We start from the raw sequence: 17,327 nt of genomic DNA, 5'->3' as shown, positions 1-17,327 counted from the left end.
GCCGATACCGTTGAAAAAGTCGGCCTGCGAGCGAGGCGATCACGAGCTGTGATTTACCTGCGGGGGCGTTTGCCCTTCACGCGGCCCTCATCTGCGGTCCGTTGGGCAGGAGCTTGGCGAGCTTCCTGAGGTTCTGGGCTGCTGCGGCGAGGTGGAACTCGTCTCTGGCGCCGTTGGGTCCGCGTAGGCGCAGCCGGTCGAGCCTCAGGATGCCCTTGAGATGGGCGAAGAGCATCTCGACCTTCTTCCGCTCGCGTCGCGAGACGACGTAGGCGTCGGTCTGCGCGATGTCCCTGGCCATGTCGCGGGCGCCCTCGTGGATCGAGCGCAGGATTTTGCGGGCCGGTGTGTTGGGGCAGCACTGCGGCTTCAGCGAGCAGGCGTCGCAGGCAAATTTGCTGGCGTGGTAGCGCATCAGGCCGTTCTCATCGACGAGCGGGCGCTCGGTTCGATAGACCTTCTGGCGCTGCCTCAACTCCTTCCCGCCCGGGCAGATGTAGAGATCGCGGTCGTGGTCGTAGGCAAAGTCGGAGCGGCTGAAGGTGCCGTCGCTGCGCTGGGATTTGTCGAAGACCGGGATATGCGGCTCGATCCCGCGCTCGTGCACCAGCCAGGCGAGGTTCTCGGCCGAGCCGTAGGCGCTGTCGGCGGCGAGCCGGGCCGGCCAGAGGCCGAAGCGCTTCTGCGTCCGGTCAAGCATGGTGCGGGCCGATCCGACCTCGGCCTGCCGGATCGCTCGGCTGGCCTCGACATCGACGATGACGGCGTGGTCGAGGTCGATCAGGTAGTTGGTCGCATAGGCGAAGAAGGCGTGACCCTTCAGGGCTCCCGTCCATTGCGCTGCCGGATCAGAGCGCGACACGAACTTCGGCTTGGCCTCGCTGGCTGCGCCCCAGGCGGCCTCGTCGAGCGTATCGAGATACTCGCGGACCGAGCGCCGTGTTCGGGCGAGATCGTCCCAATCGACCGGCTCGGAGGCTTCGGCCGAGCGTTGCTTGTTGGCATCGGCCTTGATCAGGCTGGCATCGACCGCGAAGCCCTCGCCGCCGACGAGCCCCTCCGCGATGCAGCGCCGGACGGTCGTCTCGAATAGCTCGCGCAGGAGATCGCTCTCGCGGAAACGGCCATGCCGGTTCTTCGAAAAGGTTGAGTGATCGGGAACGGCGCCCTCCAGCCCGAGCCGGCAAAACCAGCGATAGGCGAGGTTTAGATGCACTTCCTCGCACAGGCGCCGTTCGGAACGGATGCCGAAGCAGTAGCCGATGAGCAGCATCCGGATCATGAGCTCCGGATCGATCGAGGGCCGACCCATCTCGCTGTAGAACGGTCGCAGATGCGCTCGGATATCTGAGAGATCAACGAACCGATCGATGGCTCGCACCCAATGATCGGCCGGCACGTGGCGCTCCAGGCTGAACTCGTAGAACAACGCCTCCTGCGCCACCTGCCGTTCGCCCATCATCGCGCCGCCCTCCGACCAAGGACAACTGAATCAGGACTTCAAACCCGTGGCAACGACGACTTTTTCAACGACATCCGCCNCCTGCCGTTCGCCCATCATCGCGCCGCCCTCCGACCAAGGACAACTGAATCAGGACTTCAAACCCGTGGCAACGACGACTTTTTCAACGACATCCGCCACAAGCAGACGTTGCGCGCCCCCCCAGATAATGGGCCTTGTCGAGCCCTCACCTCAAGCTGGAAACAGAGCCTCTTTCGGCAATACGGAAACGCTCGAGCCGAACATTTTCCATCTCGGATCCATTCTCAATGGCATCAATGAGTTCGTTCGCAGCCAGGCGCCCCAGCTCCTCGAACGGGAACTGCACGGCTGAAATGGCTGGCACGTGCATCAGCGCGAGCGGGCTGTCGAGAAGCGAGATGACGGAAAGCTCGTCCGGCACCTCCAGCCCGATCGATCGCGCTCCCGCTATCATCCCTGAGGCAATCGTCGTGTTCGCGGCGCAGACCGCGGATGGCGGGGCCGCGCTGGCCACGTAGATCCGCTTGAAGACCTCTGCCGCCTCGGCCCAGCCATAATTGCACTCGCCGATGAGCTGTTCATCAGGCACGAGCCCGCAGCGACGAAGCCCCTTCGTGAAACCCTCCAGGCGCTTCTGTCCGGCATATTGGTGCAAGGGTCCCGATATGAAGGCCAGGCGCCGATGCCCGAGCATGACAAGGTGCTCGACCACCTGTGCGGTCGCCTCGACATAGTCGACGATGATCGAACCCTGATGACCTTCGAGTTCGCGATTCACCAGGAGATGCTTGATCGAACGGCGGCGCAACTCGTCGACCAGGCCGGGATCGCTGATGGTCGTGACGAGAACGCCGTCGACGCCCTTGCCCTCCACGAGCCGGCGATAAAGCGCCGTGTCGGGCTGGTCCTTGTCGGCGAGCGAGATGAAGAGCGAATACCCTCGCTCGATCGCGGCCTTCTGCGCACTGCGTATGATCGTGCCGAAAGCCGGATTGTCGATTTCGGGCACGACGATACCAAGCGCGTAGGTTCGCTTGAGACGCAACGCGCGCGCCCGGGTGTCGGGCCGATAGCCGAGTTTCGCCGCGGCATCGAGCACGCGCTGCCGTGTTTCCTCGCGGATCGTCAGCGTGGCTTCGCCGCTCATGACTCGGGAAGCCGTCGACCTAGCCACGCCCGCCGCAGCCGCAACATCATCAAGGCGCGGGACGAGAACACCCTTCCGAAACTGCTCCGGCACGCGTTTTCCTCGCCCGTTGCCCCTGGTCCGCTCTATCGCAGATGCGAGACGTCAACTCAGGGTGAGCAAGCATGGAAGCCATGCGCTTGACAATCGGCAGGTCGGCTTCATAGGGTTAGGAAATCGATTTCCTTTTCACTTACCGCCGAGTTATCCCATGCTTCTCGTACCTGGCGTTATGCTCCGGACCGACCCGGCCGGCGTCGCTTCACCCGTGGTTTTCGACGTGCCGAGAAGCGGAACCTGGTATCCTTGCGATTTCCGCCCGGACGCAAGCTTCCAGGATGTGCATCGCTCGGTGTCGATGTACCTGCACGAGCTCTACAGCGTCGTTCCGACGGCCGGGGCGACGTTGCTCTATGCGCTATTTCCCAACGCCTATATCGACGCGAACCGCCACGAGACCGATGTCGATCCGGAGCTCCTCAGCGACGAATGGGCAGGCCCCGGGATCCTGAATCCGACGGTCAAATCCAAGCTCGGCATCGGCCTGATCCACAGCGCCGCCGGCAACAATTCTCTCTATGACGGCAAGCTCACGGCGGCGGACGTCCGCAACCGCATCGAGAACTACTTCCTGCCCTATCATGACGAGCTCGCCCGGATCATCTCCGAGCAGCGGAAGGCTTCGCCGGCCAGCTACCACATCAGTTGCCACAGCATGGCTTCCATCGGCGGCCGGTCCACGCTCGATGCAGGCTCGCCGCGATCGGACATCGATATCGGCGACCTGAACGGCAAGAGCTGCTCCCCGGAGCTTTCCAAGCTCGTCGAGGAAACCTTCAAGCGGCACGGCTATCGCGTGACCTCCAATTTCCACTACGCCGGCGCCGAATGCGTGACGCGTCATGGCGATCCGGAGAGCGGCCGCCACAGCCTGCAGATCGAGGTCAACCGCAAGCTGTACATGGACGAGGAAAGCCTCACCAGGAATCCGGGTTTTTCAGAGCTTCAGAAGGCTATCGCCGACCTCGCCGGCGCATTGAAGGAATTCGCCGCTCATCGCGGCTGAGACATTCCAAAAAAAGAAATGGGGACGAACATGAACAAGCTACTTGCTGCAACTCTGGCGATTCCTTGCCTGGTGTTGTCCCCATCGGCCGATGCGCAGGTCAAGGACAGCCTCGTCGCGACGCTGAACAGCAACGTCAACAGCCTCTACCCGGGCCGCGGCACGACGGCAGAGGAGTACAATGTCGGCGTCCTCCTCTTCAACGGCCTGGTCCGCATCTCCGAGGACCTCAAGCTCGAACCGGAGCTGGCGACCTCCTGGACCGCCAATGCCGACGCGACGGAATGGACCTTCAAGCTCCGGGGCGGCGTGAAATTCCACAATGGCAAGCCCTTCTCTGCCGAGGATGTGGTCCACACCTTCGCGCTGCTCGCGGATCCGCAACTGGCCTCCCGCGCACGCTCGACCGCCGAGATGGTCAAGACGATCGAGACGCCCGATCCACTCACGGTGAAATTCGTGCTGCATCAGCCTTACGGCTCCTGGCCGGAAATGCTGATCGAGCGCCATCTCAAGATCGTGCCCAAGGGCGTTTCGATGGACGACATGCTCGTCAAGCCGATCGGCACCGGCCCGTTCAAATTCGAGTCCTATACGCCCGGCGACAAGCTCGTCGCGGTCAAGAACGCCGACTATTGGGAGGATGGCCTGCCCAAGTTGAAGCAGGTCACGCTCCGCATCATGCCGGAGGACGCCGCCAAGATCGCGGCGCTGAACGCCGGCGACATCGACATTCTCTGGAACGTGCCGCTCGAGGCCATCAAGGAGTTGTCGGCGTCGCAGGCGATCAAGGTCGATCCCGTGCCGACCGGCACCTGGGACGGCATCGTCATGAAGAACGACCTGAAGCCGTTCACGGATGTGCGCGTCCGGCAGGCGGTGCTGAAGTCGCTGGACAAGGCGCAACTGGTCCAGTTCGCGCTGTTCGGCCAGGGCGCGCCCACGCACACGCCGATTCCACCCAACCACCCCTTCTTCGACGCATCGCTGCCGCTGAAGCCCGACGTCGCCGGCGCCCGGAAGCTTCTTGCGGAGGCCGGATATCCCCGCGGCTTCGAGATCACGCTCAACGTGCCTGTCGGGCGGCCGACCCGCGAGCGCGCAGCCGTCGCGATCCAGCAGATGCTGAAGCCGGCGGGCATCAATGTGAAGCTCGAGCGGGTGCCGTACAGCCGCTGGGGCGCGACCGTCGCGGGCAAGGCCCCCTTCTACATGGACGGCTATCTGTCGCGGCCGACGATCGATACCGCCACCTATCCCTGGTACCACTCCAGTGGCTCCTGGAATAAGCAGATGTGGAACTTCAAGAGCGAACGGATCGATGCCGTGCTCGACAAGGGCCGGCTGGCAACGTCGGAAGACGAGCGCAAGGAACAATACAAGCTGTTCCAGAAATACGCTGTCGAGGACGTGCCGGGTGCCGTGATGTACGTCATCAACTTCGCCACCGCCTACCGCAACAACCTCCAGGGCTACAGGACTCATCCGTATTCCTGGATGGATTTGCGCCGCGCTCATTTCTAAGACGCATCTCGGCGAGGTAGGTCTGCATGGCCGGCTACGTTCTCAAGCGACTGCTGTCCATCGCCCTGACGATGGCGGTCATGTCCGTCCTCATCTTCTGGATCACGCAGGTCATGCCGGGCAACGTCGCCTACATGATCCTGGGTGATTTTGCCTCGCCCCAGGACGTGGCGACGCTGGAGGCCAAGCTCGGCCTGAACGACCCGGCTTACGTCCAGTATCTGCGCTGGGCGACGGGATTGCTTCAGGGCGACCTCGGCCGGTCGCTGGTGATGGATCGTCCGATCGCACCCGTCTTATGGGATGCGGTCGGCAAGTCGGCGATCCTCGCAGGCATCTCGATTGGCCTGGTCGCGCTTCTCGGCATCTCGCTGGGCGTCTATGCCGGCGTCCGGCACGGCCGGATCTCGGATCACATCGTCTCCGTCGCGACCTATATCAACATCGCCATCCCGGAGTTTCTCTGGGCGATCGTCATCGTCATGCTGTTCGCCGGCTATCTCAACTGGTTCCCGGCCACGGGGTACAGCGACCTGTCGAGCGGCTTCGCTTCCTGGGCCCGCCATCTGATCCTGCCGGTGTTCACGCTGGTCACCGGCCTGATCGCGCACATCTCGCGGCTCACGCGCTCGAGCATGATCGACACGATGCAGACCCAGTATGTCCGCGCGGCCCGCGCCCGCGGACTGCCGGAGAAGCTGGTCATCCGGCGCCACGCCCTGCCTAACGCCCTTCTCCCGACGATCACCATCCTGGCGATCGACGTCGGCATCATGATGGGCGGCATCGTCGTGGTCGAGACGATCTTCTCCTATCCCGGTCTCGGGCGGCTTCTCATGTTCGCGATCCAGAACATGGACGTGCCGCTCCTGCAGGCCTGCATGATGGTGATCACCTTCGTCTACGCGGCGGCGAACCTGATCGCCGACCTGCTCTACGCATTCCTGAACCCCAAGGTCCGATATGGCCGAAGCAGCAGCGAATAGTCGGCCCCGGCACCGGCGCGCGCCCCTTCCAGCATCGCTGATCTGGGGCGGCGTTCTCCTGACCGCGATCCTCGCTCTCGCGATCGCAGGCCCCTCCCTCTCGCCCTACGACCTCGACGCGCTCCAGCTCGACATGCGGCTGATGCCGCCGAGCGCCGTCCATTGGCTCGGAACCGATGAATTTGGCCGGGACGTGCTCAGCCGCGTGCTCAACGGTGCCCAAAGTTCCCTGCTGATGGGCTTCGGCGCGACCGCGGTCAGTCTCCTCTTCGGTGTCCCGCTCGGGCTGGTCGCCGGCTATTATCGCGGCTGGGCCGACGAGGCCATCATGCGCGCCGTCGACGTCATGATCTCCCTGCCGCCGATCATTCTCGGACTTCTCATCCTGTCGGTCACGTCGCCGAGCCTCTGGAAGACCGTGCTGGCCGTCGGCTTCGTCTACATCCCGATCATCACGCGGCTCACCCGGGGTATCACCCTCGAGGTCGCGAGCGAGGAGTATATCCAGGCTGCCCGCGCGCGGGTCGAGGGCGGCTGGTACATCCTCTTCCACGAAATCCTGCCGAATGCCTGGCCCCCGATCATCGTCGAGTCCGCGCTCAGGGTCACCTTCGCGATGCTGCTGGCGGCGGCCCTGAGCTTCCTCGGCCTCGGGGTGCAGCCGCCGGCCTCCGATTGGGGCCTGATGATCGCCGAGGCCCGGCCGTTCATCAATTCTGCCCCCTGGATCGCATGTTCGGCTGGCGCGGCCCTCTGTGTGACCGTGATCGCGATCAACCTCGTCGGCGACGGCCTTCGCGAAGCGCTCGATCCCCGGCTGGCGAGGAGGCGGTGATGACTGACCATGTCCTGAAGGTCGAAGACCTTTCCGTCAGCTTTCCTCAGTCCGGCGGCCGGGCGCGCATTCTGCACAATGTCGACTTCGCCCTGGAGCGGGGAACGGTGCTCGGCATCGTCGGGGAGTCCGGTTCCGGCAAGAGCACGGCCGCGCTGGCTGTTCTCGGCCTGCTGGACAACGGCGGCAGCATCGATAGCGGCCGCGTCGTCATCGATGGCGAGGATCTCTACGCCAAAAGCGCCGAGGAGCGTCGCCAGTTGCGCGGCGGCAAGATCAGCATCGTCTTCCAGGATCCCTTCACCACGCTCAACCCGGCCATCAGGGTTGGCCGGCAGATCGCCGAGCCCCTGGTGATGCATCGTGGAATGACCGAGGCGGCAGCCCGGGCTGAGACGCTTCGGTTGCTGAAGGAAGTGGGGATTCCTGACCCCGAACGGATGGCTGCGAGCTATCCGCACCAGTTATCGGGCGGAATGAAGCAGCGTGCATTGATCGCGAGCGCGCTCGCCTGCGATCCCGATGTGCTCATCCTCGACGAGCCCACAACCGCCCTGGACGTGACCATCGAGGCGCAGATCCTCGATCTCCTCGACAGCCTGCGCATCACGCGCTCGTTGTCGATGCTGTTCATCAGCCACAATCTGGGGGTCGTATCCCGGATCTGCGACGAGATCTGCGTGCTCTATGCCGGCCGCGTCGTCGAATATGGCAAGAGCGCTTCCATCCTGACGGAGCCGCGGCACCCCTACACGAAGGGGCTTCTCGCATCGCTTCCCAAGATGTCGCGCGAGCGCCACCGGCTCCAGCCGATCCCCGGCCGCCTGCCGGACGTCAGGAAACCATTGAGCGGCTGTGTCTTCGCGCCCCGGTGTCACTTCGCCGAACCGCGCTGCCAGACCACGCCCCCTGCGATCACACCTATCGGCGAGGATGTGGCGGCAGCCTGCTGGCGCGCGAGCGAACTCGCAAGAACGCCATGGCGCATCGAGAGTAGTGAGACGATCCCGCGTCGCGTCGACGCCGGCGACGGGAAGCCGATCGTCGTGGCACGCGATGTCGAGCGCACGTTCGAGGCCGGCGGCGCCATGGACGGGATATCGTTTTCGCTCGACGGCTGGGTACCGAGGGTCAGCTTTGGCAGGAAGGTGGTCCGGGCGGTCGACAAGGTCTCGCTCACCATCCATGAAGGCGAGATCGTCGGGCTCGTCGGCGAAAGCGGCTCCGGCAAGACGACGCTCGGGCGCTGCCTGATCGACCTGATTTCGCCCACCTCGGGCGAAGTCGCGATCGATGGGGCCCAGCTGTTGAATGCCAGCCGCTCCGAGAAGCGCGACCTGCTCAAGCGGGCGCAGATCATCTTCCAGAATCCGGATTCCTCGCTGAACCCACGCAAGTCGATCGGAGAAACGCTCGAACGACCTCTGGAGCTTGTCGGGCTCGGCCGCGAGGAACGCCAAAGGCGCGTCGCGGAGCTGCTCGACCTCGTTCGCCTGGATGCCAGCTACGCCGAACGCTACCCGCACCAGATGAGCGGCGGCGAGAAGCAGCGTGTCGGCATTGCCAGGGCCCTGTCCACGAATCCTCGCTTCATCGTCTGCGACGAAGCGGTTTCGGCGCTCGACGTCTCCGTGCAGGCCTCGATCCTCAATCTGCTTCTCGACCTGCGCGAGCAGTTCAAGTTGGCCTATCTCTTCATCACGCACGATCTCTCGGTCGTTTCCTACATCGCGGATCGGATCTGCGTGATGCGCCACGGAGCGATCGTCGAGGTCGGCAGCACCGAGGCCATCATCGACAGGCCGCAGCACCCTTACACCAAGGCGCTGCTGGCGGCCGTGCCCAAGGTTCCCGAGCTGCGCGCGAACCTGGATCGTTAGGGATCGGATTGCCATGACCAACAGCGCGATCAGCTATCGCTACCTGCCGCGGGCCGCCTGCACGGTCGAGCCCTGGAAGAACGGGCTGGGCTCGACGGACATCATCGCCGAGGAGCGGATCGGCAACGTAGCGAGAGAGGGCTGGGACGGGCTGGTCTGGCGTCTCGCCGCAACCGAGATACCGACTGCTCTGCCGTTCTCCGACCATAGCGGCTTCGAACGCCACCAGGTCGTCATCGAAGGCGAAGGCCTTTATCTCGATACGCCTTCCGGCACCATCGACCTATCGACGCCGCTGAAACCCGTTCGATACGGTGGCGAACTCAAGATCATCAGCCGACCGGAAAAGGGGGCTGTCAAAGTCTTGAATCTGATGCTCGATCGAAGCTTGGCGACAGGAGAAATGGCAGTCCTCACTGCTGAGGCGGATAGCGAGTTTCCGGCAGGAGCGCATCTCGTATCGGCCGTCGCGGGTAATGTTCGTGCGCTGGTTCAAGGCGTCGAAATCGACATTGTGGAAGGCGATACCGTCGCCCTTGAGATTGAATCAACTGTATCGATAGTCATCAGATCGGGTTCTGCTGTGGTCTCCTCAATTTATCGGACATGAAGATCGGCGCCTGCGTTTCACGTTCATGAGGGCGGGTGTCGCCTGCTGATGCTGCACTTCGGGATGGCTGAAATTGAACTTCTAAAGATAGACAGCCCGAAACCGGACATCGCTACTCTGGCAGTCCGGCCAGGAGCAATGCCTCACCGAGAGCCTCTGCAAGCGCGGGAGCGCAGTTCACCCCCGCGAACTGGCGGCTGAAGCGAAACGTCGGATGGAGTTCGAGCACCCGTGCCGCTGCGCATTTGGCGTCTTCCAGCCGGCCGAGCTTGGCCAGCGCCGCCGCCAGTTGCACATAGGTGATGCTGTGGCCCGGATTGGCATGTACGGATTTGTAGGCAGCGCTGCAGGCTTCCTTGTAGCGACCGCGCAGCAAATGGCTCATCGCCTGCGCATCAAAGGCGGCGAAGGCCCATGGATCGAACGGGCTGAGCCGCATGCCTCGCTCGCTCCACACGATGGCCTGTTCCGCTTCCCCGCCCCATCCGAGCATCACGCTGCCCAGGATATAGGTGAGCGCTGATGACGAGCTGATCGCCAGCGCGGCTTCGAACGCGGTGAACGCGGCGCCGCGATCATGACCGTCCATGCCGATCGAAAACCCGGCGAGGGTCAGCGCGGTCGCATCATCCTGGCCATGGATGAGCGCGAGACGGGCATGGTGGATCGAGGCTGCGCGGCTGGCTTCCTGCCAGCCGGCGCGCAGGAAGAGGCAATGATGGCACATCGCGGCGTTGCCGTACGCCAATGCATAACCAGGATCGAGCTGGATTGCTCGTTCGAGCAGGCCAAGAGCGCGGGTCACCCGCTCGGGCATGCCTGAATCGACATCGGGCTGAGCTCGCAGCACAAGATCATAGGCGTCGAGGCTGTCGGGACGTTTGCGCTTGACCCGATCCATTTCGGCGCGCCGGATGCTCGGCGCAATCGCCCCCACGGCCGACAGCGCAATCTCATCCTGAAGCTCAAAGATATCGTCGGAGGCACGGTCGTAGCGCTCGGCCCAGACATGGGCACCGGTCGAGGCGTCAATCATCTGAACGTTGACGCGGATGTTGCTGTCGCTCTTGCGCACGCTGCCTTCGAGCACATAGCGCACGCCAAGCTCCCGGCCAATTTGCTTCACGTCGAGCACACGCTCTCTGTAGGTGGCCGTCGAGTGGCGCGCGATGACGAACAGTCCCTTGATGCGCGCCAGGCCGGTGACGATGTCGTCGACCATCCCCTCGGTAACGTAGTCCTGCGCCCGGTCGCCGTTCAAACTGGAGAAAGGCAACACCGCGATCGAGGGCCTGTCCGGCAACGCCAGCTGAGTCGATGCGGCAGCCGTGGTCGCTGCGTCTGGATCATCGATAGCGACTTCGGGTCCGATATAGCGATAGCCGCGTCGGGGAAGGGTCTCGATCCAAGAGGCGCTGCCACCCCGCTCGTCGAGCATACGCCGTATCGCGGCGATCTGAACCGTAAGGTTGCTGTCCTCGATCGCCTGCGCAGGCCAAGCCTTCTCGAACAGGGCCTCCTTGGCCACCGGCTTGCCCTCGCGTTCCACCAGCAGCGCGAGCAGTGCTATCGCGCGCCGGCCGAGCGCAACCGGCTCAGCGCCGCGGAACAGGATTCCAGCACCGGCGTCGAGGCGGTATGGGCCGAATGCGAAGATTCTCGCCATGAGCGAAGATGGGACCGGTTGCGAATTTTTCGCAATGATTTCGGAACGGTTTCACGACTCGCCGATATGACGAGGAGATATTGCCCGGTGCCTGCACATCAGAACCCCAGCCGATGGAGGATCATATGAGCGCTGCACCGGTCATTCGTAGGCCCGAGCAGAACAACGGCGTCATGCTGCGAGGCTATCCGATGACATTCCTCGTCACCGGTGAGGATACGAGGCACACGAGCATGTTCGATTGGACGATTCCGCCGGGGTTCGCTACCGGCCTGCATGTCCACCGCGTCCAGGAAGAAACATTCTACCTCCTCGACGGCGAATGCGCCTGGTATGTCGGCGATGAAGTCATCCATGCGCGGCCCGGCACCTTCCTCTTCATCCCGCCAGGCGTGCCGCACAACATCACCAATGTCAGCGAGAGCCCGGCGCGCGTGCTGATGACCGTTTCGCCGCCAGGCCATGAACGCTATTTCGAAGAACTCGCGCAACTTGCAGCACACGGGGCTCCCGATCCAAACGTTCTCGCCGATCTGCGGGGCCGCTATGACACGGATCAGCTCTCGACTTTAACCACGCGGTCCTAGATCGCGGCTCGGTTGCACAGCGCCGAAAGCTGACGCTGGCAATCTGCCACGGAGCGGATATTCAGCTGGACGTGAAGGTGGGAGAACCTTCGCATCGTGCCCGCTTTCAGCTGGAGATTGCCTCGTGCATTCGGCCCAGGTCGCGGAGAGTGGATGGGCGGCAGATCAGATCTGATCGAGCCCGCGGTAGCGCGCGAAGATGTTCTGCCGGCCGGCTGAGAAGATGACGACCTCGTAACTGTCGGGCGCCTGCCCGCGCACCTCCATGCCGGGCGAACCGACGGGCATGCCCGCGACGGCAAGGCCGGTCGCCTTCGGGCGTTCGGCCAGCAGGCGTTTGATCGCCTCGGCCGGGACATGACCCTCGACGACATAGCCGCCGATCTCCGCGGTATGGCAGGAGGCGAGAGCATCGGGCACGCCGAGTCGGGTCTTGAGCGGCGCAACATCCGCGACCTCGATCACCTCGACCGGAAAGCCGGCGGTCCTCACATGCGCGACCCAGTTGCCGCAGCAACCGCAATTCGGGTCGCGCGTCACGGTCATCTTCGGTAATGCCTCGGCAGCGACCGCGGGGAGCCACAGCATGAGGCCGGCAGTTGTCGGCGCGAGGCCGAGCATCAGCGCCCGGCGGGATGGCAGAAATGCGTTGGTCATGACGATCTCTCTTCTTCGGCGTCCAATTCTACCATTGCCGCCTCATTGGTGACGCCTGCGCTCTCGATCGCGGCACCCGTGTCATCGAGCACCGTTTCGCGTCGCCCCGTTCGCAGCCGCAGGCGAGGAGGACCGGCCGCGAAGGCCGGCCCTCCTTGACGTCAGCTGACCGGCTCCGGGCTCGGCGTGTAGCCGGCTGCGATGACGGCGGCCTTGATCGCGGCATAGTCGTCCGAGCCCAGCACGCTCACGCGCTTGGAGCCGGGGTCGGCAGTCGCGGCGGTTCCCGGCAATCTGGCCTCGATCGCAGCCTTGATCGTACCGGCGCAGTGGCCGCAGGTCATATCCTCGACCTGAAAGGTTACGGCGTCGCCGGTCGGCGCGGCCGCCTCGGTTGCGGGCTTCGCGTGCTGTTGGCAGGAGCACATGTCTGCATCATCCTTTCGATGTGGCGATGGCCGGAGCGTGCTCTTTCCCATCGTGGGAAGGTCAAGCGGCTTTTGCTAGCCACCGCGATCTTTGGCCGAGGGGCTTGGGCTGCACCGGCCCCTGCTGCAGACGATGACGAGAATCTTGTGCGAAGTGCCAAGGCAATTCGCCCGGTAGGCGATGAGATCGCGCTGCTGCAGAACAGTCTCGATCTGCGGCTCGATGCAGCCGTTGTCGAGCAGGGTTCGTTGCAGATCGGCATCGGAGGCGAGGGCTGCGGAGCTTGTCATGGCGACCCCCGCGGCGATCGAAACGACCCTGCGAAGGCGGGCGCGTCGAGACCGCCCGCCGCGCTTGGGTGTCGTCACTTCGCTTTCTGGAGCTTGGTCACCGTAAGCTGGCCGTTGACGCGGTCGGCGTCGAACTTGACCCTGGTGCCGGCCTTCAGCCCCTTGAGCATGGCCGGGTCGCCCGCCCGGAACACCATGGTCATGCTGTCCATGTCGAGATTCTTGATCGGGCCGTGGTTGATGGTGAGCTTGCCCTGGGCCTCGTCGATCTTGGTGACGGTGCCGCTGACCGACTGGGCGGCGGCCGGCAGCGCGGCGACGAGGAAGGCGAGGGCGGCGGCGGTTTTCAGCATGGGATGCTCCTTTCGGCAGAGGCCGTTCACTTGACGATGATCTTACCGGTCATGCCGGCTTCGCGGTGGCCGGGGATCAGGCAGGAGAAATCGAACTCGCCGGCCTTGGTGAAGGCCCAGACGATCTCGCCGGTCTTCTTCGGCGCGAGCCGCTTGGCGTTCGGATCGTCATGTTCCATGTCGGGGTTCTTCTGCATCTCGACGGCGTGCTTGAGGTTCTCCGCCAGCGTCGCCAGCACGAGCTCGTGGTCGAGCTCGCCATTGTTGCGGAGCTGGAAGCGGATCTGCTCGCCGCGGCGAACCTCGACCCGGTCCGGGATGAAGGACATCTTGCCGTCCCGCTCGGCCATCACGACCTGGACGATGCGGGCAGGCTTCTTCGGGTCTCCGGCCTTGCCATAGGCGGTTTCGTCACCATGGCCGTGCCCGGCGCCGCCGGGACCGGCCAGCGCGGCGCCGGCTGAGAGGAAGACCGCGATCGCGGCGAGCTTGAATGCTGCTATGCCCATGAGGCTCTCCTGGTCGGGGATTTGCGTGTCAGTGGTTGGAATGCGGTTTCTTGGTCGCGGGGCGGGGCTTTCCGTCCGGCGCCAGGCTCGGCTGGCGCGGGTCCTTGGCGCGCCATTCCGCTGCCTTGACGCCGCTGTCGGGCGAGGTCGCGCGCGGCGCCTCGCCGAGCTTCGCGCCCTTGAGCTCGTAGGCGACGGTTCCCTCGGGATGCTTGAACCAGCCGGGGTCCTTGTAATCGCCCTTCGCCAGGCCATCGCGGACCTTCACCACGGAGAACATGCCGCCCATCTCGACCGGGCCGAACTGGGCGAAGCCGGTCATCATCGGCAAGGTATTGTCGGGGAGCGGCATCTCCATCGCGCCCATCTCGCCCATGCCGTTCGAGCCCATCGGCATGTAGCCGGGCGCGATCCTGGCGATGCGCTTGGCGAGGTCCTTCTTGTCCACGCCGATATAGTTCTTAACCGAATGCCCCATGGCATTCATGGTATGGTGCGACTTGTGGCAGTGGATCGCCCAGTCGCCTGGCTCATCGGCGACGAAATCGAAGGCGCGCATCTGGCCGACGGCGACGTCGATCGAGACCTCGTCCCAGGCCGCCGCCGGATCGACCCAGCCGCCATCGGTGCAGGAGACCTTGAACTCGTAGCCGTGCATGTGGACCGGGTGATTGGTCATGGTCAGGTTGCCGAAGCGGATACGGACCTTGTCGTTCTTGCCCACGACGAAGGGGTCGATGCCCGGAAACACGCGGCTGTTCCAGCACCACATGTTGAACTCGGTCATCTCCGCGACGCGCGGGACATAGGAGCCGGGCTCGATGTCGAAGGCGTTGAGCAGGAAGACGAAATCGCGGTCGACGCGGCGGAAGGCCGGGTCCTTGGGGTGGACGACGAAGAAGCCCATCATGCCCATCGCCATCTGGACCATCTCGTCCGAATGGGGGTGGTACATGAAAGTGCCGGAGCGCCGGAGCAGGAACTCGTAGACGAAGGTCTTGCCCGAGGGGATATGCGGCTGCGTCAAACCGCCGACGCCGTCCATGCCGTTGGGCAGGCGCTGGCCGTGCCAGTGCACGGCCGTGCTCTCCGGCAGCTTGTTGGTGACGTAGATGCGGACCTTGTCACCCTCGACCGCCTCGATCGTCGGCCCCGGCGACTGGCCGTTATAGCCCCAGAGATAGGCCTTCATGCCGGGCGCCAGCTCGCGCACCACCGGCTCGGCGACGAGATGGAACTCCTTCCAGTCGCCGTTCATCCGCCAGGGCAGGGACCAGCCGTTGAGCGTCGCGACCGGCTGGTAATCCGGTCCCGTGGTCGGCACGAGCGGCGCCTGCGTCGTCGCCTCCGTCATGGTCGGCGCTTCCGGCACGGCGGCGAAGGCGCTGCGGCCCGAGACGGCGGCGGCACCGGCCAGCACCAGCCCGGACGAGCCGATGAAGCCTCTGCGGGAAAGGGATGTCATGTCCGTCAACTCCTTCAGTGGCCTGCGCCGCCGGCATCGCCGCCGCCGGCAGCCGCCACGGTGGCCGAGCCGCCACCCCCGCTGCCGCCGCCGATCAGCGCGTGCTTGAAATCGGTATGGGCGATCCAGAAATCGCGGCGGGCATTGATCGCGGCGACGTTCGAGAGGATGCGGCTGCGGGCATCCGCGATCAGGTCCGTGACGTCGTTGAGCATGCCGCTATACTGCAGCAGCGACTGCTCCTGGATGATCTTGCGCAGCGGCAGGACGTTGGTCTGGTACTGGCGCGTGATGTCGTAATTGGCGCGGTAGGCGGTGTAGGCCTCGCGGGCCTCGGAGCGGATATTGACCGCCTTCTCCGCAAGCTTGTTGGCGGCCTGCATATAGGTCTGCTCGGCGAGCGCGACCTTGGACTGGCCGAAATCGTAGATCGGGATGTCGATCTCGAGCTCCAGCGTCCGGCTGCGGCTTGCCTCGCGCTCGACATGGCCGTGGTCGTTGACGCTGCGGCTGCGGTCATAGGTGCGCCGCCCGAGCAGGTCGATGTCGTTGACGAAGCGCGTCGCCTGGGTGAGTCCCAGCGACTTGGCGAGCGTGTCGAGCTCGGCCCGTGCGATCCGGAGGTCGACGCGCTTGCGCAAGGCCTCGGCCTCGATCGCCTTGACCGATTGCAGGCGCGGCAAGGGCGGCAGGCTGCCGACCCGGAACTTGAGGTCGTCGCCCCAGAGGCCGAGTTGGCGGACGAGGCGCTCGCGCTCCTGGGTCTGCTGCTGGCGGGCCTGGGCGAGCTGCACGGTGAGCTCGGCCTCGAAGGCGAATTCGCGGGCCTGGTCGATCTTGTTGACGCCGCCGGATTCGCCGAGCCGCTTGAGCAGTTCGGATGCCGCATCGGCGGAGCTTTTCGCCTCCTGATAGAACGCGACCTGCGCATTGGCGGCGGCTGCGCGATAGTACTGGCGGCGGGTGTCGGCTGCGAGTTTCAGCACGGCTTCTGCCGTCCGCATCTGTGCGGTCTGGAAGCGGTCGCGGGCGATCTCGGCCCGGGCCGGCAGGGTCGCCAGCGCCAGCAGGCTGCCGACGATCTGGCGCTCGATCTCGACCTCGAAGCGGCCGGAGAGCTTGGAGATGCCGAAGCGCGGATTAGGCGGCAGGCTCGCCGCGACCATCTGCGCCTCGGCCATGCCAAGCTCGTTGAGGGCGGCCTGCAAGCCGCGATTGTTGAGTAGCGCGACCTGCACGGCCGCATCCGCCGTCAAGGGCTTGCGCAGGAGCTGGTCGACACGCCCCTTGGCGGTGAGTGCGGCCTCGTCGTCACTGATCTTGGCCACGTCCTTGCCGATATCGGCATAGGTCGCGCTCTGGATCGCGCTCATGCCGCCGTCAGCGGAAAACCCGGCGCAGCCGCCCAGCAGCGCCGTGGCGCCGGCAAGCAGGGTCCAGCGCAGCAGGCGGCGGGCTTTCGAAACGGGAGAAGCGGTCAAGGCCGGTCCTTGGGTATGGATGCGCGAGGGCGTGGCGGCAGGGCTGCTCGGCTTCGTCATGATTTCGGCCCGACCCGGCGGTTGAGCTCGCGCCAGTCCCTGGGCTCGGCAGGGCGATAGGTGGCGGCGCCTGCGGTCACGCTGCCATAGGTGACGGCGGGAACGCGGGCATTCGGATCGGCCGGCCGGGCCAGATGGTCTGGAACGGCGGCGACCGAGCAGGCACCGAGTGCCAGACCGATCGCCCCCAGGAACGGCAGCTTCACCAATCTCACGACTCACGGCTCCCCTGTTGCGGTGGAGCAGGGGTAGCAACGCCG

General features: G+C 64.6%; 18 protein-coding genes. 7 read left to right on the top strand and 11 right to left on the bottom strand.

Going from position 1 to position 17,327, the window contains the following annotated elements; all coding sequences use genetic code 11:
• Positions 1-76: 76 nt before the first annotated feature.
• Both ASE61_RS21130 and ASE61_RS21125 read right to left on the bottom strand, forming a co-directional pair.
• Positions 77-1,462 (bottom strand): IS1182 family transposase, encoded by a 1,386-nt coding sequence (locus tag ASE61_RS21130; RefSeq protein ID WP_061970217.1) that lies wholly within the window; start codon positions 1,460-1,462, stop codon positions 77-79.
• A 226-nt stretch (positions 1,463-1,688) separates the two neighbouring features.
• Positions 1,689-2,723 carry a LacI family DNA-binding transcriptional regulator gene (locus ASE61_RS21125; RefSeq protein ID WP_082617596.1) on the bottom strand — a complete coding sequence of 345 codons (1,035 nt, stop codon included), beginning with the start codon at positions 2,721-2,723 and terminating at the stop codon, positions 1,689-1,691.
• Between the two features lie 61 nt (positions 2,724-2,784).
• Here ASE61_RS21125 and ASE61_RS21120 point away from each other — a divergent pair, with 61 nt between their 5' ends.
• Genes ASE61_RS21120 through ASE61_RS21095 form a run of 6 tightly spaced genes read left to right on the top strand, consistent with a single transcriptional unit; the run spans position 2,785 to position 9,570 of the window.
• Positions 2,785-3,735, top strand: a complete 951-nt coding sequence (locus ASE61_RS21120) for an N-formylglutamate amidohydrolase (protein ID WP_162260131.1) — start codon at positions 2,785-2,787, stop codon at positions 3,733-3,735.
• A 30-nt stretch (positions 3,736-3,765) separates the two neighbouring features.
• Complete coding sequence (locus tag ASE61_RS21115) at positions 3,766-5,259, top strand: ABC transporter substrate-binding protein (RefSeq protein WP_162260130.1); 1,494 nt, start codon at positions 3,766-3,768, stop codon at positions 5,257-5,259.
• 26 nt (positions 5,260-5,285) lie between these two features.
• On the top strand, positions 5,286-6,245 hold the full coding sequence (locus ASE61_RS21110; protein ID WP_061970209.1) for an ABC transporter permease: 960 nt from the start codon (positions 5,286-5,288) through the stop codon (positions 6,243-6,245).
• A complete protein-coding gene (locus ASE61_RS21105; protein WP_061970207.1) occupies positions 6,223-7,080 on the top strand; it encodes an ABC transporter permease in 858 nt (285 codons plus the stop codon). The genes ASE61_RS21110 and ASE61_RS21105 overlap by 23 nt, the downstream gene beginning before the upstream one ends.
• A complete protein-coding gene (locus ASE61_RS21100) occupies positions 7,080-8,960 on the top strand; it encodes an ABC transporter ATP-binding protein (RefSeq protein WP_061970205.1) in 1,881 nt (626 codons plus the stop codon). The genes ASE61_RS21105 and ASE61_RS21100 overlap by 1 nt, the downstream gene beginning before the upstream one ends.
• A gap of 13 nt (positions 8,961-8,973) precedes the next feature.
• A complete protein-coding gene (locus tag ASE61_RS21095; RefSeq protein WP_061970203.1) occupies positions 8,974-9,570 on the top strand; it encodes a HutD family protein in 597 nt (198 codons plus the stop codon).
• Positions 9,571-9,682: 112 nt separating this feature from the next.
• Here ASE61_RS21095 and ASE61_RS21090 read toward each other — a convergent pair whose 3' ends face one another.
• Positions 9,683-11,236, bottom strand: a complete 1,554-nt coding sequence (locus ASE61_RS21090) for a winged helix-turn-helix domain-containing tetratricopeptide repeat protein (protein ID WP_061970201.1) — start codon at positions 11,234-11,236, stop codon at positions 9,683-9,685.
• Between the two features lie 125 nt (positions 11,237-11,361).
• Between ASE61_RS21090 and ASE61_RS21085 the strand changes: the two genes are divergently transcribed.
• On the top strand, positions 11,362-11,823 hold the full coding sequence (locus ASE61_RS21085; RefSeq protein ID WP_061970327.1) for a cupin domain-containing protein: 462 nt from the start codon (positions 11,362-11,364) through the stop codon (positions 11,821-11,823).
• Between the two features lie 165 nt (positions 11,824-11,988).
• On the opposite strand, the gene ASE61_RS21080 is transcribed toward ASE61_RS21085, so the two are convergent.
• The 8 genes from ASE61_RS21080 to ASE61_RS21045 form a co-directional block, all read right to left on the bottom strand.
• A complete protein-coding gene (locus ASE61_RS21080; protein ID WP_061970199.1) occupies positions 11,989-12,480 on the bottom strand; it encodes a DUF411 domain-containing protein in 492 nt (163 codons plus the stop codon).
• Positions 12,481-12,641: 161 nt separating this feature from the next.
• Entirely contained in the window at positions 12,642-12,908 is a 267-nt protein-coding gene (locus ASE61_RS21075) for a heavy-metal-associated domain-containing protein (RefSeq protein ID WP_061970197.1), read from the bottom strand.
• A 75-nt stretch (positions 12,909-12,983) separates the two neighbouring features.
• Positions 12,984-13,199: a hypothetical protein gene (locus tag ASE61_RS21070; protein ID WP_061970195.1), complete on the bottom strand. Its 216-nt coding sequence runs from the start codon at positions 13,197-13,199 to the stop codon at positions 12,984-12,986.
• 74 nt (positions 13,200-13,273) lie between these two features.
• Complete coding sequence (locus ASE61_RS21065) at positions 13,274-13,552, bottom strand: copper-binding protein (protein WP_061970193.1); 279 nt, start codon at positions 13,550-13,552, stop codon at positions 13,274-13,276.
• A gap of 26 nt (positions 13,553-13,578) precedes the next feature.
• On the bottom strand, positions 13,579-14,061 hold the full coding sequence (locus ASE61_RS21060; RefSeq protein ID WP_061970191.1) for a plastocyanin/azurin family copper-binding protein: 483 nt from the start codon (positions 14,059-14,061) through the stop codon (positions 13,579-13,581).
• Between the two features lie 28 nt (positions 14,062-14,089).
• Complete coding sequence (locus ASE61_RS21055; protein WP_082617593.1) at positions 14,090-15,526, bottom strand: multicopper oxidase family protein; 1,437 nt, start codon at positions 15,524-15,526, stop codon at positions 14,090-14,092.
• A gap of 14 nt (positions 15,527-15,540) precedes the next feature.
• Positions 15,541-17,007 (bottom strand): TolC family protein, encoded by a 1,467-nt coding sequence (locus ASE61_RS21050; RefSeq protein ID WP_244492939.1) that lies wholly within the window; start codon positions 17,005-17,007, stop codon positions 15,541-15,543.
• 56 nt (positions 17,008-17,063) lie between these two features.
• Positions 17,064-17,282: a hypothetical protein gene (locus ASE61_RS21045; RefSeq protein WP_139163516.1), complete on the bottom strand. Its 219-nt coding sequence runs from the start codon at positions 17,280-17,282 to the stop codon at positions 17,064-17,066.
• Between the last annotated feature and the right edge of the window lie 45 nt (positions 17,283-17,327).

The organism is Allobosea sp. Root670, assembly GCF_001429415.1.
GTDB classification, from domain to species: domain Bacteria; phylum Pseudomonadota; class Alphaproteobacteria; order Rhizobiales; family Beijerinckiaceae; genus Allobosea; species Allobosea robiniae.
Note: the sequence above shows the minus strand (reverse complement) of the source record. Positions and strands in the feature narration are given on the sequence as shown.

Excerpts from the sequence above, each read along its gene's own strand:
- ASE61_RS21100 (WP_061970205.1), top strand. The coding sequence starts at position 7,080 with ATGACTGACCATGTCCTGAAGGTCGAAGACCTTTCCGTCAGCTTTCCT.
- ASE61_RS21130 (WP_061970217.1), bottom strand. The coding sequence starts at position 1,462 with ATGATGGGCGAACGGCAGGTGGCGCAGGAGGCGTTGTTCTACGAGTTC.
- ASE61_RS21085 (WP_061970327.1), top strand. The coding sequence starts at position 11,362 with ATGAGCGCTGCACCGGTCATTCGTAGGCCCGAGCAGAACAACGGCGTC.
- ASE61_RS21055 (WP_082617593.1), bottom strand. The coding sequence starts at position 15,526 with ATGACATCCCTTTCCCGCAGAGGCTTCATCGGCTCGTCCGGGCTGGTG.
- ASE61_RS21080 (WP_061970199.1), bottom strand. The coding sequence starts at position 12,480 with ATGACCAACGCATTTCTGCCATCCCGCCGGGCGCTGATGCTCGGCCTC.
- ASE61_RS21110 (WP_061970209.1), top strand. The coding sequence starts at position 5,286 with ATGGCCGGCTACGTTCTCAAGCGACTGCTGTCCATCGCCCTGACGATG.
- ASE61_RS21105 (WP_061970207.1), top strand. The coding sequence starts at position 6,223 with ATGGCCGAAGCAGCAGCGAATAGTCGGCCCCGGCACCGGCGCGCGCCC.
- ASE61_RS21115 (WP_162260130.1), top strand. The coding sequence starts at position 3,766 with ATGAACAAGCTACTTGCTGCAACTCTGGCGATTCCTTGCCTGGTGTTG.
- ASE61_RS21075 (WP_061970197.1), bottom strand. The coding sequence starts at position 12,908 with ATGTGCTCCTGCCAACAGCACGCGAAGCCCGCAACCGAGGCGGCCGCG.
- ASE61_RS21095 (WP_061970203.1), top strand. The coding sequence starts at position 8,974 with ATGACCAACAGCGCGATCAGCTATCGCTACCTGCCGCGGGCCGCCTGC.
- ASE61_RS21070 (WP_061970195.1), bottom strand. The coding sequence starts at position 13,199 with ATGACAAGCTCCGCAGCCCTCGCCTCCGATGCCGATCTGCAACGAACC.
- ASE61_RS21060 (WP_061970191.1), bottom strand. The coding sequence starts at position 14,061 with ATGGGCATAGCAGCATTCAAGCTCGCCGCGATCGCGGTCTTCCTCTCA.
- ASE61_RS21090 (WP_061970201.1), bottom strand. The coding sequence starts at position 11,236 with ATGGCGAGAATCTTCGCATTCGGCCCATACCGCCTCGACGCCGGTGCT.
- ASE61_RS21065 (WP_061970193.1), bottom strand. The coding sequence starts at position 13,552 with ATGCTGAAAACCGCCGCCGCCCTCGCCTTCCTCGTCGCCGCGCTGCCG.